Annotated in this window: 16 protein-coding genes; 9 read left to right on the plus strand and 7 right to left on the minus strand. The window is 64.0% G+C overall.

All coding sequences use genetic code 11. The features are described from left to right. Nucleotides 1–44: 44 nt before the first annotated feature. Nucleotides 45–2,153: a magnesium chelatase subunit D family protein gene (locus tag Syncc8109_RS00905; protein ID WP_025362024.1), complete on the minus strand. Its 2,109-nt coding sequence runs from the start codon at nucleotides 2,151–2,153 to the stop codon at nucleotides 45–47. 38 nt (nucleotides 2,154–2,191) lie between these two features. On the opposite strand from Syncc8109_RS00905, the gene folK reads away from it, so the two are divergent. Then, a complete protein-coding gene (gene folK / locus Syncc8109_RS00910) occupies nucleotides 2,192–2,674 on the plus strand; it encodes a 2-amino-4-hydroxy-6-hydroxymethyldihydropteridine diphosphokinase (protein WP_025362025.1) in 483 nt (160 codons plus the stop codon). Here folK and Syncc8109_RS00915 read toward each other — a convergent pair. Beyond that, on the minus strand, nucleotides 2,616–4,334 hold the full coding sequence (locus Syncc8109_RS00915) for an ATP-binding cassette domain-containing protein (RefSeq protein ID WP_025362026.1): 1,719 nt from the start codon (nucleotides 4,332–4,334) through the stop codon (nucleotides 2,616–2,618). The genes folK and Syncc8109_RS00915 overlap by 59 nt on opposite strands. Nucleotides 4,335–4,396: 62 nt before the next feature. On the opposite strand from Syncc8109_RS00915, the gene Syncc8109_RS00920 reads away from it, so the two are divergent. Then, on the plus strand, nucleotides 4,397–4,957 hold the full coding sequence (locus Syncc8109_RS00920) for an NUDIX hydrolase (protein ID WP_006850946.1): 561 nt from the start codon (nucleotides 4,397–4,399) through the stop codon (nucleotides 4,955–4,957). Further along, a complete protein-coding gene (locus Syncc8109_RS00925; RefSeq protein WP_006851735.1) occupies nucleotides 4,957–6,390 on the plus strand; it encodes an FAD-binding domain-containing protein in 1,434 nt (477 codons plus the stop codon). Before Syncc8109_RS00920 ends, Syncc8109_RS00925 begins: the two co-directional genes overlap by 1 nt. Here Syncc8109_RS00925 and Syncc8109_RS00930 read toward each other — a convergent pair. Together Syncc8109_RS00930 and Syncc8109_RS00935 are read right to left on the minus strand one after the other, a co-directional pair. Further along, entirely contained in the window at nucleotides 6,369–7,610 is a 1,242-nt protein-coding gene (locus tag Syncc8109_RS00930) for a DegT/DnrJ/EryC1/StrS aminotransferase family protein (protein WP_006849705.1), read from the minus strand. The genes Syncc8109_RS00925 and Syncc8109_RS00930 overlap by 22 nt on opposite strands. A 19-nt stretch (nucleotides 7,611–7,629) precedes the next feature. Beyond that, entirely contained in the window at nucleotides 7,630–8,214 is a 585-nt protein-coding gene (locus tag Syncc8109_RS00935) for a thioredoxin family protein (RefSeq protein WP_045172853.1), read from the minus strand. Between the two features lie 57 nt (nucleotides 8,215–8,271). Here Syncc8109_RS00935 and Syncc8109_RS00940 point away from each other — a divergent pair, with 57 nt between their 5' ends. After that, a complete protein-coding gene (locus Syncc8109_RS00940; RefSeq protein ID WP_025362029.1) occupies nucleotides 8,272–8,790 on the plus strand; it encodes a hypothetical protein in 519 nt (172 codons plus the stop codon). Here Syncc8109_RS00940 and Syncc8109_RS00945 read toward each other — a convergent pair. Beyond that, the gene (locus tag Syncc8109_RS00945; protein WP_006851885.1) at nucleotides 8,772–9,212 is read right to left on the minus strand and encodes a hypothetical protein; all 441 of its coding nucleotides are present in this window, start codon (nucleotides 9,210–9,212) and stop codon (nucleotides 8,772–8,774) included. The two genes, Syncc8109_RS00940 and Syncc8109_RS00945, sit on opposite strands and share 19 nt — an antisense overlap. A 15-nt stretch (nucleotides 9,213–9,227) precedes the next feature. After that, the gene (locus Syncc8109_RS00950) at nucleotides 9,228–10,139 is read right to left on the minus strand and encodes an FAD-binding domain-containing protein (protein ID WP_006851392.1); all 912 of its coding nucleotides are present in this window, start codon (nucleotides 10,137–10,139) and stop codon (nucleotides 9,228–9,230) included. An 83-nt stretch (nucleotides 10,140–10,222) separates the two neighbouring features. On the opposite strand from Syncc8109_RS00950, the gene fabI reads away from it, so the two are divergent. From fabI to Syncc8109_RS12760, 5 genes are all read left to right on the plus strand, one after another. Beyond that, nucleotides 10,223–11,005 (plus strand): enoyl-ACP reductase FabI, encoded by a 783-nt coding sequence (gene fabI, locus Syncc8109_RS00955; RefSeq protein WP_025362030.1) that lies wholly within the window; start codon nucleotides 10,223–10,225, stop codon nucleotides 11,003–11,005. A 29-nt stretch (nucleotides 11,006–11,034) separates the two neighbouring features. Next, nucleotides 11,035–11,643, plus strand: a complete 609-nt coding sequence (gene hisB, locus Syncc8109_RS00960; protein ID WP_025362031.1) for an imidazoleglycerol-phosphate dehydratase HisB — start codon at nucleotides 11,035–11,037, stop codon at nucleotides 11,641–11,643. A gap of 60 nt (nucleotides 11,644–11,703) precedes the next feature. Further along, on the plus strand, nucleotides 11,704–13,182 hold the full coding sequence (locus Syncc8109_RS00965) for a carotenoid oxygenase family protein (protein ID WP_006851024.1): 1,479 nt from the start codon (nucleotides 11,704–11,706) through the stop codon (nucleotides 13,180–13,182). Between the two features lie 203 nt (nucleotides 13,183–13,385). After that, complete coding sequence (locus Syncc8109_RS12755; protein ID WP_232202436.1) at nucleotides 13,386–13,628, plus strand: hypothetical protein; 243 nt, start codon at nucleotides 13,386–13,388, stop codon at nucleotides 13,626–13,628. Next, a complete protein-coding gene (locus Syncc8109_RS12760) occupies nucleotides 13,625–13,960 on the plus strand; it encodes an SIMPL domain-containing protein (protein ID WP_006849607.1) in 336 nt (111 codons plus the stop codon). The genes Syncc8109_RS12755 and Syncc8109_RS12760 overlap by 4 nt, the downstream gene beginning before the upstream one ends. 12 nt (nucleotides 13,961–13,972) lie before the next feature. Here the strand turns inward: Syncc8109_RS12760 and Syncc8109_RS00975 are convergent, their stop codons facing one another. Further along, nucleotides 13,973–15,490 (minus strand): BCCT family transporter, encoded by a 1,518-nt coding sequence (locus tag Syncc8109_RS00975; RefSeq protein WP_006850315.1) that lies wholly within the window; start codon nucleotides 15,488–15,490, stop codon nucleotides 13,973–13,975. Nucleotides 15,491–15,498 lie beyond the last annotated feature (8 nt).

The following is a 15,498-nucleotide window of genomic DNA, read 5'->3' on the forward strand; positions in this document are numbered from 1 at the left end:
TATTGCTTCGATATTGGTGTGATTTCGACCCGATATCCTGCTGATTAGATGGTGCTGATGGCGTCCATCGCAACCGCTGCAATCGCTTGATCGCTGGCCTTGGGCAGCTGCACATATTTGCCACCGGCGGCTTCCGCGAGGTCCTTGCCCATGCCGCTGCCGATGAACTTGCGCTCGGTGTCGATCACCAGCAGCTTGATCCCGAGCATGCGGTAGCGGGCGGCGACGTCCAGCACCTCTTGCTTGAGGTCGGGCTTCTCTTCCCCTTCCAGTTCGGGTTGGCCGAGAGAGGTGCTCAAGGGCACGTTGCCACGTCCGTCGGTGATGGCCACCACCACAACCTGGCCGAGATCTCCTGTGGCCAGCGCATTGGCACCAACGCGGGCCGCTTGCGTGAGGCCATGGGCCAGGGGTGAACCGCCGCCGCAGGGCATCGATTCCAGGCGGCGGCGGGCCGCCGTAATCGAGCGGGTGGGAGGGAGCAGCACTTCGGCTTGATCCCCACGGAAGGGGATCAGGGCCACTTCGTCGCGGTTTTCGTAGGCCTCGGTGAGCAGACGGATCACGGCGCCCTTGGCGCTTTGCATCCGGTTCAGGGCCATCGAGCCGCTGGCATCCACAAGGAACACCACCAGGGCACCGGCCTTACGTTGCAGCAGCTTGGCCCGCAGATCGCCCTCCTCCACAATCACCGAGCGGCCCGGCTCCCTTTCGCGGCGAATTTTTTGGTATGGCGCCGCTGCTCTCAGGGTGGCGTCGACGGCGATGCGGCGCACCGGTCCGCGGGGCAGCATCGGTTTCACATAGCGCCCGCGGCTGTCACTCAGCACCACAGAACGGCTGCCGCTGTTGCCGCTTTTCGCTTTGGCAGCATTGAACAGCAGCAGATCAGTGTCCACCTCGATCGCTTCGGGATCGAGCATGAACTCCTCGGGCACCGCTGGTGGCGCCTGATCTTCCTCACCGTCGCCCTCATCGTCGTCGGTGTTGTCGTCGTCGCTGTTGTCTTCTGGAGGCTCGTTCTCCTCCTCGTCGGATCCTTCCGGTGGCGGCGGCGGATTCTCCTGTTGCTGGTCGCCTTGGTCCTGGGGCGGCGGCGGCGGCTCCTGGTCCTGCGGCGGCGGCGGCTCCATCTGTTGGTCCGGTGGTGGCATCTGCGATGCCCGCGGTGCGATCACCAAGGCCACGGCCACTTGAAGGTCATCAGCTTCCACCTGATCGCGGCCGCTGAGGGCGGCATGGGCCTTGGCCACTCGCACGGCGTAGAGCTCGGAACGATGGCCTTCGACGCCACCTCGGATGGCTTCGGTGACGAGGTACTCGATTTGTTCGCCGCTGATCTGCACATCCGGCAGCCACTGGCGGGCTAGCAGCAGCTGGGTGGCCAGGGCATCGGTTTCTTCGCTCCACTTTTCGGCAAAGCTGCGGCTGCACTGGCCATGGCTGATCACTGCGTTGGTGATCTCCACCCGCTGCTCGGTGCTCACCAGCTGGTTGGCGGAGAGCGCAATCGCGAAGCGATCCAGCAGGTGATCGCGGACGTTCCCCTCCTCTGGGTTGTAGGTGGCGATCAGCAGGGGCCGGCAGGGGTGGCTGAGGCTGAGACCTTCCCGCTCCACACGGTTTTCGCCGCTGCCGACGGCCGCCAGCATCAAGTTGACGATGCCGTCGTCAAGAAGATTGAGCTCGTCGACGTAGAGCACGCCGCGGTGGGCATCGGCCAGCAGCCCGGGCTGGAACACCGCACTGCCACTGGACAGGGAGGCTGCGACATCCACAGCGCCCACCAACCGGTCTTCGGTGATGCCAAGGGGGATCTGTACGAAGGGGGCAGGAATGACCGTGGAGGGTGCTTCGCCTGTGATCCGCTCACGGGTGGCGTCGTCCCATTCATCCGGGTTTTGGGGATCGAGGTTGCGCCCCACACCCCCATCGGCATCGAGGATGTCGATGGGGGGCAGCAGGGCATGCAGGCCCCGAGCCAAAACTGATTTGCCGGTGCCGCGTCCCCCCGCGATCACCACCCCGCCCAACCCAGGGTCCACGGCTGCCAGCAGAAGGGCCAACTTCAACGTCCCATGCCCCGTGATCGCTGCCAGCGGAAAGGCACGGGTGGCCTGATCGTCCTTCACCGCTACTCCGGTTGCCACCATGGACGCGTTCAGCCCGTTCGTGCGCGCCAGTCTCGCTGATGCCCCCCATCGATGACCCTTTTGTTGCGGTGGCGCTGGGGGCGAACCAGCCCAGTGCGGCGGGATCGCCGCGCGAGACGTTGTTAGCGGTGAGGCCTTTGTTGGAGGAGCTGTTCAATCGTTGGTCCGTTCAACAGCTCCGCTTTTGCTGGTCGCAGCTCGTGGAGACCACGCCCGTCGGTCCGGTGGATCAGCCTGATTACCTCAATGCTGTGGTGCTGGTGGAGGGGCTGAAGGTCCTGCCGAGCGAGGCCGCCGCCTTGCAGCTGCTGGATGCGCTGCAGGGGTTGGAACAGCAGTTCGGCCGCGACCGATCGCGAGAACAGCGCTGGGGGCCGCGCAGCCTCGATTTGGATCTGCTGTTTTGGGGGGAGCTACGGCTGGATCACCCGCGGCTGGTGCTGCCCCACCCCCGCTTGCATCTCAGGACGTTTGTGCTTGCGCCGTTGCTTGAAGCGATGCAGGGCTCGGCTCCACCGTGATCACCTGATCGGCCTGGGCCAGGAGCTCCGGGTCGTGACTGCTGATCAGCATCAGCCGTTGCTGGGCGCGTTCGAGAATCACCGAACGAACCTGCTCAGCGGCCTTGGCATCCAGGAAAGCCGTCGGTTCATCGAGCACTTCGAGTGGCTTGTCGCGCAGCCAGGCCCGCAGCAGCCCCAGCCGATGAATCTCTCCGCCGGAGAAGGGATCCTGCGCTAGTGCGAGCGGTGCATCCAGCCCGCCCTGGCGCTGAACCAGGTGGGCCAGCCCCAGCCGTTGCAGCCAGGTCTCGATGTCGTCTTGATGGAGATTCGACCCCAGCAGCAGGTTGTCGCGCAGGCTCGCTTCAAACAGCACCGCGTTCTGGGGGGCATAGGCGATCAGCTGATGCATCTGTCGCGACCCGGCCAGCCCGCTCAGTCGCCAGGTGTCGTCGGCGCAGTTCAGCTGCCAGTGACTGTCTTCCTCGTTGAGCAGTCCACAGACGCGATCGATCAGGGTGGTTTTGCCGCTGCCGGAGGGGCCGGTGATCGCCACCAATCCGTTGGCGTTCAGGTCAAGCGACCTCAGGCCGGTGGAGGTGTTAGCGCTGCTGCTCCAGTGCAGCTGCATCCAGCGCGCCGAGGAAAGCCTGATCAGGCTGGCATCAGCAATCGTGCGGTCGCTGGTTTCTCCTTGGCGGGGGACCAGCTGGCCGCGCCGCTGGCGCAGCGCCTCATAGCCCGGCAGGTTGCCCAGGCAGAGGCGGCGGGCCTGTACCACCGTGCTCAGAGAAGCACTGGCGCGGTAAGCCAACACCAGGGTGGTGGTGAGCGTTTCGGCGGTGAGGGCCTCCCCTTGACGCAGCATCCACAGACCGGCGACGGCCACCACCAGGGTGTCGCGCCAGGCGTTGTAGCTGGCCCGGCGGCGCACCCGTTCCCGCAGCAACCAACGCCCCTCCGCCGTTTCCTTGGCGAAGCGCTGCAGCAGCCAGCCCTCCGCCGTTGCGGCGCGCAGGGCCTTAAGGCCATGCAGCCCGTCCCCGACGGTGCGCTGCAGGGCTGCATTGAGTCGACTTTGGATACGGCCCAGGCCCCAGCTGCCGGAGCGCTGCAGCAGGGCCGCTGCCGTGGTGGCCAGCAAGGCGAGCAACAGCGGCCAGGCCGTGGCCCGGCCGACCAGCACCACGCTGGCGAGGTAGATGCCCATGGCCAGCAGCGACTGCCCCATCCGCACCGCCTGGTCCAAGCTCAGTGCCGTGCGGTTGATGTCGGCCATCAGCAGGGCGAGCAGTTCGCCGCGCCCCAGCCGCTCCAGCTGAGCCGAGGAGGCCTCGAACACCTGGTGTAGCAGCTGCTGCCGCAGCCGATCGGTGAAGCCCGAGCGCAACCGCTCCCGCTGAATGGCCACCTGGGCCTGGATCAGACCGCGCAGCAGGATCAGGCCCACAAGGATCCCCAGACTCCCGGCCACGGGCAGGCCCTGAATCAGCCCCGGTGAGCCGCTGCCCAGCAGCAGCGTCACCGCGAGACCCAGGCCGGCGATGTCGAGCAGGCTGCTGAGGCTGCTCAGCCCGCTCAGCCAGGCCAGGTGTCGCCATCCCGCTTCCCGGGCCAGGGCTTTGAGCAGCTGGATCTGCTGCAGGCGGGCCAGCGGTGGTGGACCTGATCGGTTCAAGGCAGGCGGCACGGGGGGCTGGGCTCACCCGCCATGCTGGGCCACAGCAATGCTCGTGACCCATGGCGCCCCTGCCGTCACCGGAACCGTTCGAACTGCTGGACACCGTCGAGGTGGTCGACGCTAGCAAGCTTCGTTTCGAGCGCAACCGGATCAAGTTGCCGATGGGTGTCGAGGCCACCTTCGGGATGATCCGTCACCCAGGCGCCTCTCTGGCGGTGCCGATCACCGACGACGGTCAGGTTGTGCTGCTGCGGCAGTACCGCTTTGCGGTGCAGGCCCGCCTGCTCGAATTTCCTGCCGGCACTCTTGAAGATGGCGAAAATCCATTGGAATCGATGCAGCGGGAGCTGGGGGAAGAAGCCGGCTACAGCGCTGCGCAGTGGGATGTGCTCGGGCCGATGCTCCCCTGCCCAGGCTATTCCGATGAGGTGATCCACTGCTTCCTGGCCCGGAAGCTCACGCCCTTGGAGAACCCGCCAGCCGGCGATGACGACGAAGATCTGGAGGTGGTGCTGATGAGCCCAGCTCAGCTGGATGCAGCGTTGGCATCGGGCGATGAATGGCTCGATGGAAAAAGCGTGACCGCTTGGTTCCGTGCCAAGCAGCTTCTCGGCCTCTGATGACTAGCTCTCGCGTTCTGTTTTGGCACCGCCGCGACCTGCGCCTGGCGGACAACCTTGGTTTGGTGGCTGCTACGGACATCAGTCCGGCGGTGACGGGGGTGTACGTGCTCGACCCGCAGCTGATCAACCCGACGGAGCATCTGCCGCCGATGGCGCCGGCCCGGCTTTGGTTTCTGATCGAGAGCCTGGTGGAACTGCAGCAGCGCTGGCGGGAGGCCGGTAGCCGATTGCTGGTCGTCAAAGGTGACCCGGTGGCGGTATTGCCGCAGCTGGCGCAGCAGATCGGTGCCGAAGCTGTGGTGTGGAGCCGCGATGTGGAGCCCTATGCCCGTGAGCGGGACCGCCAGGTGGCCAAAAAACTGCAGGCCGATGGCCGCAAGGTGGTGGTGGATTGGGATCAGCTGCTGATCGCTCCGGAGCTGCTCAAGACCGGAGGTGGTGACCCATACCGCGTCTATGGCCCGTTCCTGCGCAACTGGCGCGGCCAGGTGCTAGCTAAGCAACCCAGCACCGTTGCGGCCCCCACCGGGCTGGTGGATCTTGATCCTGCTCAGCTGCCGGCCCTTGAGTCCTTGGAGGCTCTGCGGGAGAGCCATGGTTTCAAGGGCGCCGAGATCTGTCCCTGTCGCCCTGGAGAAGCGGCGGCGCTGGCCCAACTCAACAGCTTCTGTGATGGGCCGCTGCTCGCCTATGAGCCTGACCGCAATTTCCCCGGTACCGCAGGCACCTCTTACCTCAGCGCTGCCCTGAGCGTCGGCACGCTCAGCCCGCGCCAGGCCTGGTGTGCCGCCCAGGACTCCCGTGAGCAAGCCCGCAGCGAGGAGCACTTGCAGGCCATTGCAGTGTGGGAGCAGGAGCTGGGCTGGCGAGAGTTTTACCAGCAGGCTCTGTTTCATTTCCCGGAACTGGCCGATGGCCCCTACCGCGAGAAGTGGCACCGCTTCCCCTGGGAGAACAACGAGGATTGGTTCGACTTCTGGAAGGAGGGGCAGACCGGCATGCCGATCATCGATGCCGCCATGCGCCAGCTCAACCAGACCGGCTGGATGCACAACCGCTGCCGCATGATTGTGGCCTCCTATCTGGTCAAAGACCTGATCTGCGACTGGCGCTGGGGCGAGCGCGCCTTCATGGAACTTGAGGTGGACGGTGACCTGGCCGCCAACAACGGTGGTTGGCAGTGGAGCGCCAGCAGTGGCATGGATCCCAAGCCCCTGCGCATCTTTAACCCTGCTACTCAGGCCTCCAAATTCGATTCAGCCGGCGACTACATCCGCCAGTGGGTTCCGGAGCTCCGCCATGTGAACACAAAGGATCTGCTAAGCGGTGAGATCGGAGCCCTGGAACGGCGCGACTATCCCGAACCTCTGGTGGATCACAAGAAGCAGCAGGCTCGGTTTAAAGCGCTCTACGCCACCCTCCGGTCCTGATCGCCTTCGTCGGCAGGTCGGAACTGGGTCGGCACATTGGGCGCCAGCAGCTGGCGCACCGTGTCGATCACAGCCTCTTGCTGCTGGCCACTTAACTCAGGGAAGATCGGCAGGCTCAGCACCTGGCTGCAGAGCTGTTCCGTCACCGGTAAGGAGCCCTGTTGCAAGCCCAGATGGGCGTAGGCCGGCTGCCGGTGGATTGGAATGGGGTAATAGATGATCGTGCTCACCCCACGCTCCTGCAGGTTCTGCTTGACCCAGTCGCGGCAGCAGCTCTCGGGGATGCCGTGGCGTGCACTGGTGTTGGAGGGGTTGCAGCTGACGTTGCAGAGCTGCTGGCCGGTGGGGCAACTGCCGATGCGCACTACGAATTGGTTCCAGCTGTGGCCGTCGTCGGCTGTCGGCAGGGTGAGGCCGTTGAGATCGCAAAGGGCATCTAGGTAACGCTTGGCGATGGCTGTTCGTTTGCCGATCCACGCCTCCAGCCTTGGCAGCTTCACGTTCAGTACCGCCGCCTGGATCGCATCCAGTCGGCTGTTGTAGCCAAGGCTGGTGTGCAGGTAGCGCTCGGGCATGCCGTGCACGGCCAGCTCACGCATGGCCTGGGCCAGTTGGGCATCGCTGGTGGTGACGGCACCGCCATCTCCCGCCGCGCCGAGGTTCTTGGTGGGGAAGAAGCTGAAGCAGCCCACATCGCCGAAGCTGCCCACGGCCTGGCTATTCCAACGGGCTCCCGTTGCCTGGGCGCAGTCTTCGATCACCTTGAGCTGATGGCGTTCGGCAATGGCCATCAGCCGCGTCATGTTCACCGCACGCCCGAACAGGTGCACCGGCATCAGGGCCCTGGTGGCGGGAGTGATCGCGGCTTCGATCTGATCGAAATCGATCAGGTAGGTGCCGGGGTCGACATCCACGAACACAGGCGTGGCGCCGACGGCGCTGATGGCCTCAGCCGTGGCGAAAAAACTGAACGAGCAGGTGATCACCTCATCGCCGGCGCCAATGCCCAGGCCGCGCAGGGCCAGGATCAGAGCGTCGGTGCCGCTGTTGCAGCCCACGGCGTGCTCGCAGCCAACGCTGGCGGCAAAGGCTTCCTCGAAGCGTTTGGTTTGCGGTCCACCGATGTACTGACCGCTGCGCAACACCTCGAGCACCGCCTCTTCGAGATCCACACCGAGATCGTCGATCTGCTGGCTGAGGCTGAAGGGAGGTACGTTCATGAAGCAAAGCTTAAGTGGCTCAGTCGAACCACTCAGGCTCGTGTCCGGGGTTCCACTTCACATTGCAGCCCACCGCGGCGGTCTGGTCTGGATTCACCAAAGATCCCGTCAGCACGGCCTCGAGGGCGGCCCGAAGGTCACGACCATCGAGGGGTTGGTCGTTGCCGGGTCGGCTGCCGTCCAATTGGCCGCGATAGCGCAGGCCCTGCAGGCCTTCGCTATCCGGTGAAAACAGGTAGAACTCCGGCGTGCAGGCGGCCCTGAGAGCTCGGGCCAGGGTTTGCTGCTCATCCAGCAGGTAAGGGAAGCTCCAGCTGTGGTGCCTGGCCTGTTCCGCCAGTTGTTCTGGCCCATCCTGGGGGTGGGTGATCAGGCTGTTGCTGCTGACGCCCACCCGTTGCACCGCATTGCTGAAGTCGTGGTCCAGCCGAGTGATCTCGGGCTCCACATGTTTCACAAATGGGCAATGGGCACAAAGCACCATCAGCAGTACAGGCCGTTGGTCGAGAGAACTGCTGATCAGCCGATCGCCGGTGACCAGGGGAAGATCAAAATCAGGCAGGCCTGTGCCCAGCGCCAGCATCGTGGATGGTGTCAGGGCCATAAGGCGCAGGCAGATGCGGCGAATCTGCTTCAGGATGGCCACCTCCGGTGGTGATGGATGCCGAGCCTGCGACTGCTTTGGGGAGTAGTCCTGCTGCTGGCGGCCTGCTCTACTCCAAAGGAACCGCCCAGCTGGCGCTTGTTCTCTTTAGAGCGCCATTCCCCCCATGACGGGGTGGCTGTGGTCAATCAGCCCGATGGCTACGGGCTCCACATTTACCTGGAGACAGACACCAGCTTCCCGGGGGTGTGTCGTCCCCGATGGCTGCCGGATCCAGCCCGCCTGTTCAACGGCAATGGATCCACACCGTTCAGTTCTGGGCTGGCGACCCGTGAGGAGTTTTTTGACGCCGTGGCCCGGCGCGATGTGCGTGGCCTGTTGAAGAGCGAGCTGAAAGCTCTGTGCCAGGCGCGCGCTCCGGAAGACCGCTGGCAGTGGATCGAGCCGCCCCGGAACGACAATCAGGTGGTTCCCGTGCAGCTGCCCTCGCTCGAGGAGGAAGACCTGCTCACCAATCCCGTGGAGGAATTGAAGCGGGCCCGGCAGCTGCTGAGGGATCAACGGGCTGGTGAGTAGCCCTCCCACACCACCGTTTCGGCGTCGCGCCAATAGCGGCTGAACCGCCCCAGCCGAGGTGGCCGCGGCAGCGCCACGAAGGGTTCGGGATCCATCAGCTCAAGCGGCAGTTCTGCGTCGATGGCCTCGCCGATTCGTTCCAGGCGTGGATCCACCGCGCTGCTGCTCACCACACCATCGGCCTGATGGCGACGGGCAAAGGCCAGAACTTCAGCGGCCACATCCCCCTTGCGCAGGGTGAGGGGAAGGTCGAGGACGTTTTCGTAGAGGAAGCCAAGCCGTTTGCGGCTGATTCGAGCCTCTTGGATCCAGCGGGTGTCGAACACGAACACCGCTGGTGCCTCTGGCCAGGCCTGCAGCGCTGGGTTGTTGGCGCCAAGGGCCTCGTCGTGAATCCAGAGGATGGGACGTTGAAATTTCATCGAGGAATCTCCTGCTTATCGCTTGGGACGGGCCAGGGTGGCACTGGCGCCTCCGCTGCTCCGGCGTTTGCGGTTGCGCTGCTGGTTGCGGTTGTTGCCCCTGTCCCGAATCGCTGGCATTGGGGCGAACAGCTGGTTCTCCAGTTGGTCGTAGCTGCCTTCGAATGGGCAGCTGTTCACGCTGGGGCAGCTGTCGCAGTAAAGCCCGTCGCTGTAGCGCTCCAGGTTGCCGCGGTTGAAGAAGTAGGGCTTGTGGCTGAAGGTGCTGGCCACCCACTGCCAGCTCAGATGGTTGCTGGCCGGATCGCCATCCAGCAGATGCTCAAGAAACCAGTCGGCTCCGGCCTTCCAGTGCACCCGTCGCCAGTGCACGAGCCAGGCGGCCATCCACATGCGGGCGTGGTTGTGAAGCCAGCCGGTCGTTACCAGTTGATCGCGGAAGCCATCCATGCAGGCCAGCCCCGTGCTCCCTGCGCGCACATCGGCCGGCAGCTCCCGGGCATAAGCCCCGGCGTCATGCCCCGTTTTGAAAGGTTCTTGGTCGTTGTTGATGGCGTCACCTAGGTCAAGCCACATCCGTTGCCAGAAGTCCCGCCACCCGAGTTCGTTGATCAGCTTTCCTCCCTCATCGCGGTTGCGGATTCGTGCAAAGACCGAATCGCGCACCTCCGCGAGGGTCAGCACGCCGTGGCGGATGTAGGGCGATAGCCCAGTGACCGCGCCCTTGAGGTGATTGCGACTTTTGGCGTAGTGCCTTACGTCAATGCGCCGCAGTTTGTCTTTGGCTGCTTCACGCCCACCGCGGATCGGGCTGAGCTCCCCTTCCGCCCCTGGGAACTCTTGCGCCAACAGGGTGTTGAGGGCATCGCGGGACGCGAATTGCCGCGGCAGGTCGCCGTTGATCGGGGGTGATGCAGCGCTGGGCACCGGCCTTTGTCAACGAAGGAGCGGTGATCTTGGCGGGGGATGGGGGAGAATCGCGCGAATTCAACCTGTTCCGGTCTGTCCCGATGCTGCTTGATCTCACCGGCAAGAAGATTCTCGTCACCGGCATCGCCAACAACCGTTCGATCGCCTGGGGCATCGCTCAGCAGCTGAAGGCGGCCGGTGCTGAACTCGGCATCACTTACCTGCCTGACGACAAGGGCCGCTTTGAGGCCAAGGTGCGCGAACTCACCGCTCCCCTGGAGCCCAGCCTGTTCCTGCCTTTAAATGTGCAGGATGCCGACCAGATGGCTGAGGTCTTCGGCGAGATCAAGGAGAAGTGGGGCGTTCTCGACGGTCTGGTGCACTGCCTGGCCTTTGCCGGCAAGGAAGAGCTGATCGGTGACTACAGCGCCACCACCGCTGAAGGTTTTGCCCGTTCCCTCGACATCAGCGCTTATTCCCTGGCCCCCCTCTGCGCCCATGCCAAGCCGCTGTTCAGCGAGAAGGCCGGTGTGATCACGCTCTCGTACCTCGGTGCTGAGCGGGCGATCCCCAACTACAACGTGATGGGCGTCGCCAAGGCTGCTTTGGAGGCGTCCGTTCGCTATTTGGCGGCAGAGCTGGGCCCCGAAAAGCAGGTGCGCGTCAACGCCATTAGCGCCGGCCCGATCCGCACCCTGGCCAGCTCCGCCATCGGGGGCATTCTCGACATGATCCACAACGTGGAGGAGAAGGCTCCCCTGCGCCGCACCGTCACCCAGATGGAAGTGGGCGGTACCGCTGCCTTCCTGCTCAGCGATCTGGCCAGCGGCATCTCCGGTCAGACCATCTACGTGGATGCGGGCTATTGCGTCACCGGAATGTGAGGCACGATGAGGTCACTGAAGCTCGGGTGATGGCACGTCAGGGAACGATCCATCGGGTCACAGGTGAAACCGATGTGAAGGTGCGTCTGGATCTAGACGGCTCCGGCCAGTGTCAGGCCAGTACCGGTGTTCCGTTTCTCGACCACATGCTTCATCAGATCAGCAGCCACGGCTTGATCGACTTGGAGATCAATGCGGTGGGAGACACCCACATCGATGATCACCACACCAACGAGGACGTGGGGATTGCCGTGGGGCAGGCCCTGGCCCAGGCCCTGGGGGACCGGCGCGGCATCCATCGCTTCGGTCACTTCGTGGCCCCGTTGGATGAGGCCCTGGTGCAGGTGGCCTTGGACTGCTCCGGTCGCCCCCACCTGAGCTACAGCCTGGCGATCACCAGCCAGAAGATCGGCACGTACGACACCGAGCTGGTGAAGGAGTTCTTCGTGGCGGTGGTTAACAACAGCGGGCTAACCCTCCATATCCGTCAGCTGGATGGGGCCAACTCCCACCACATCGTTGAAGCCTGCTTCAAGGCCTTTGCCCGAGCCTTGCGCATGGCCACGGAGGTGGATCCACGCCGGGCCGGCGCCATCCCCAGCAGTAAAGGGGTGCTGGAGCAGGCCGGAGCCAGCTGAGCTCGGCTCCGCGCTTCACAGTCAGTTACGAGAAGATGGGCGAACGTTGATCGTTCGCCCGTGACCGTCGCCCCCGCCCGCAGCTACGACCGCAGCGACTGGGCCAGCGCCTTTGTGAACGTTGAGCAGGAACTCACCGACGTGGCGCTGACGCCAGTACGTGGCGCGGTTCCTGCCGAACTTCAGGGCACGTTCTATCGCAATGGCCCCGGGCGTCTTGAGCGGGACGGGCATCGCGTGCATCACCCCTTCGATGGCGACGGCATGATTGCGGCGATGCGGTTTGAGAACGGCAGCGTCTGCTTCAGCAACCGTTTTGTGCGTACTGAGGGTTGGCTGGCGGAGGAGAAGGCCGGCCAGGTGCTCTACCGAGGCGTGTTCGGCAGTCAGAAGCCGGGTGGTCGGCTAGCCAACGCCTTTGACCTGCGCTTGAAGAACATCGCCAACACCAACGTGGTGCGTCTGGGTGATCAGCTGTTGGCCCTCTGGGAGGCGGCGGAACCCCATTCGCTCGATCCCCGCAGCCTGGAGACCCGCGGCCTGTCACGGCTCGATGGTGTGTTGAAAAAGGGCGAGGCCTTCAGTGCTCACCCCCGCTTCGACCCCGGCCACAACGGACGGCCTTGCATGGTCACTTTCGGCATTAAGACCGGGCCACGCAGCACCATCCGTCTGATGGAGTTCGCCACCGATGGCCCGAATGCCGGCGCCTTGCTGCACGACCGTTCCGACAGCTTCTCCGGCTTCGCCTTCCTCCACGACTTCGCCATCACCCCCAACTGGGCGGTGTTCCTCCAGAACGCCATTGCCTTCAATCCCTTGCCGTTTGTGACCGGTGAAAAGGGTGCGGCCCAGTGCCTGGCATCTCAACCCGGCGGCAAGGGGCGTTTCTGGCTGATTCCCCGCGATTCCGGCCGCTTCGCTGGTCAGAAGCCCCGCATCCTCGAAGCTCCCGACGGTTTCGTCTTCCATCACCTCAATGCCTTTGAGGATGGCGATCACGTTGTGGTTGAGAGCATCGTCTACGACGATTTCCCGTCCATCGGACCTGATGAGGATTTCGCTGAGGTGAATTTCGACATGGTGCCGGAGGGAATCCTGCATCGTTGCCGCCTCGACCTCAGTCGGGAATCGGTGCAGACCCAGCGGATCAGCGAGCGCACCTGTGAGTTCGCCATGGTCAACCCCGCTCGTCAGGGCCTCAGCGCCCGCTTTGCCTGGATGGCGGTGGCGGAGAGGGAGAGGGGCAACGATCCTTTGCAGGCCATCCAGAAACTTGATCTGGATTCCGGGGCGACCCACACTTGGAGTGCGGCGCCCAGGGGCTTTGTGAGTGAGCCGTTGATGGTGCGTCGTCCCGGTGCTGAGGCAGAGGACGACGGCTGGGTGCTCGATCTGGTGTGGAACGGGGCCCGGGCCGCATCCGATCTGGTGATCCTCAACGCCCGTGATCTGTCGGAGGTGGCGGTGCTTGAGCTGCCGTTGGCCGTACCCCATGGCCTGCACGGGAGCTGGGCGGCGGGTTCAGTCACGGCTTGACACAGAGGTCCGGTCACGGTTGAGCAGGGTTTGCCGCTCCAAGCCCGCCAGCATGGAGATCCCAACAGAAGGCTCGGCATGACTTCTCGACTCTTGGGCGCTGCCAAGGTCGCCGTGGCCGGCCTCTTCGGGCTCAGTGTTGTGGCGCCATCCCCCTGTGGGCTGAGGAGCGCGTTCGCGATGGCACCCTGCTTCAGATCCAGGTGAATGAGCGTGGAACAAGCCGTAGCGATCGCTTTCGCTTCTCGCTCGGGCTCGACGCTGAAGATCTCAGTAAGGACACTGCGCTGGGCGCCCTTAACGCCCGGTTGGCAGAGGGGCGTCAGGGCATTCAGCCGCTCGCCCTGGGTCAGCTCAGCATTCCTGCACCCCGCAGCTACGCCGTTGGGGAGGCGCGGCGGGATCACGACTGGAGCGGGCAAGCACCACCATCACAGGGGAGGTGAGCCGTGACGATTACGACCCGCTGGTCCAGGCCGCCGGTCGCTTGTCGGGAGTGCGGCTGCAGGGAATGACGTCCTTGGCGTCCAGCGACAGCCGTGCATCATTGGCTGATCAGTTGTCGAAACAAGCTCTTGAGATGTGGCGACGTCGCGCTAAGGCCACTGCAAGGGCTCTCGGCCTGCGCAAGGTGGAGTTGTTGCTGATTGACCAGCGGGGTTCGACCCATCGACCCATGCCGATGGTTGCGCGCATGGGGGAGGCAAGCTTCAGGCCTGGGGAGGCTCCCAAGCCCAGTCAGAACCTCACTCTCAAACTGAACTACTGCCTGCGTTGACTGGCATCGGGATCACTGTGGAGTGACCGTGGTGCGCCGCCATTCCTTCCAGGCCAGCCTTGGCGCTGACCAAAGGGTTGCCAGCACCAAGGGCGTGACAGGAACCGCAGCAATCACAATGAAGGCCTGAAGGGCGTTGATGGATGTGGGGTCGGTCAGGCTGGAGCCGACCCGGAGCAGCACCAGCGTGAGGCTGCCGATCATGAGAGCCCAGAAGAGGCGGAGTGGTGCTGGGGGTTCATCCCGGCCGCTCACCACCATGGCTGCGGCGTAGCTCATCGAGTCGGCGCTGGTGCACATGAACAGCACCACCAGCAAAAGACCAATTGGAATCAGAAGTCCCGACAGCGGAAGCTGGCTGAGGATTGTCAGCAAGGTGGATGCGGCGGCATTGATGCCGTCGCTCTCAAGTGCACTGGTGATGTCCTTACCGTTCAGGTCTAGATACATCCCCGTTCCACCCACAAGCGTGAACCAGAGATTGGTGACCAGTGGGCAGAGAATGGCGACCGCAAGCACTAATTCCCGGATACTGCGTCCACGGCTCACCCCGGCGGTGAATAGGCCCATCAGGGGTGCGTAGCCCAGGAACCAGCCCCAGTAGAAGATCGTCCACCAGTTGAGCCATTCGCCGGTTTGGGCATTGCGAGGAAGGAGGGCCATCTGGGGGAGATGAACCACATTGCTCAGCAGTGCGCTGAAGAAGTGTTGGATCAACCAAAGTCCAGGGCCCAGAAGCAGCAGCCCAGCCGCCAGGGCGATGGTGAGCCACACGTTGAGCTCCGACAGCCATTTGATGCCTTTCTGAATGCCGCTGACGGTTGATGTGGCGAACACGGCAGTGAGTAGGACCACTACGAGCGATTGCAGACCAGCACTGTTGGTGAGCCATGGCAGTTTGCCGGCAGCATCGCTGAGCTGAAGGGAGAGAAACCCAAGCGGCCCAACGGTGCCGGCGATGGCTGCGACCACTGAAAGCCCATCTGCGAGATCGCCGATGGGTCCGTCCACCCACCCCCTTGGCAGCACAGTGACCAAAAGGGCGCGGGGGCGAAGAGGTTCACCACGCCGCTCAAGAATCGAGAAGGTGATGGTGGTAGTGGTGGCGACCAGGGCCCAGGCGAGGAATCCCCAGTGCAGAAAACTCACGGCCAGGGCTGGATCCACGGCCGCAGCCGTTTTCCCCTCAACCCCTGCTGCTTGGAATAAAGGGGAAGGGGTGAGGTAGTGAAACAGCGGTTCGGCTGCCGACCAGAACACACCACCCCCCGCCAGCAGGGTGCAGATCAGCACTGCGCACCAATCGAAGAATTTGAGACTGGGCTTGCTATCCGCGCCTCCAAGCCTGAGTTTGCCGACTGGGCTGATGGCCAGGATCAGCGCGATCAGAAACAGCAGCACCACCATCCACTGCCAGACCCCGCCGAGGGCATCACTTATCACGGCTTTGCCGTTGTCGGTGAATTGCTTGGCCAGCGCCAGGTCGATGGCAGACACCAGCAGAAAGATCAGCAGGGGAGCAGCCCCCACCCAGAGGG

Source organism: Synechococcus sp. WH 8109, assembly GCF_000161795.2.
Classification (GTDB): domain Bacteria; phylum Cyanobacteriota; class Cyanobacteriia; order PCC-6307; family Cyanobiaceae; genus Parasynechococcus.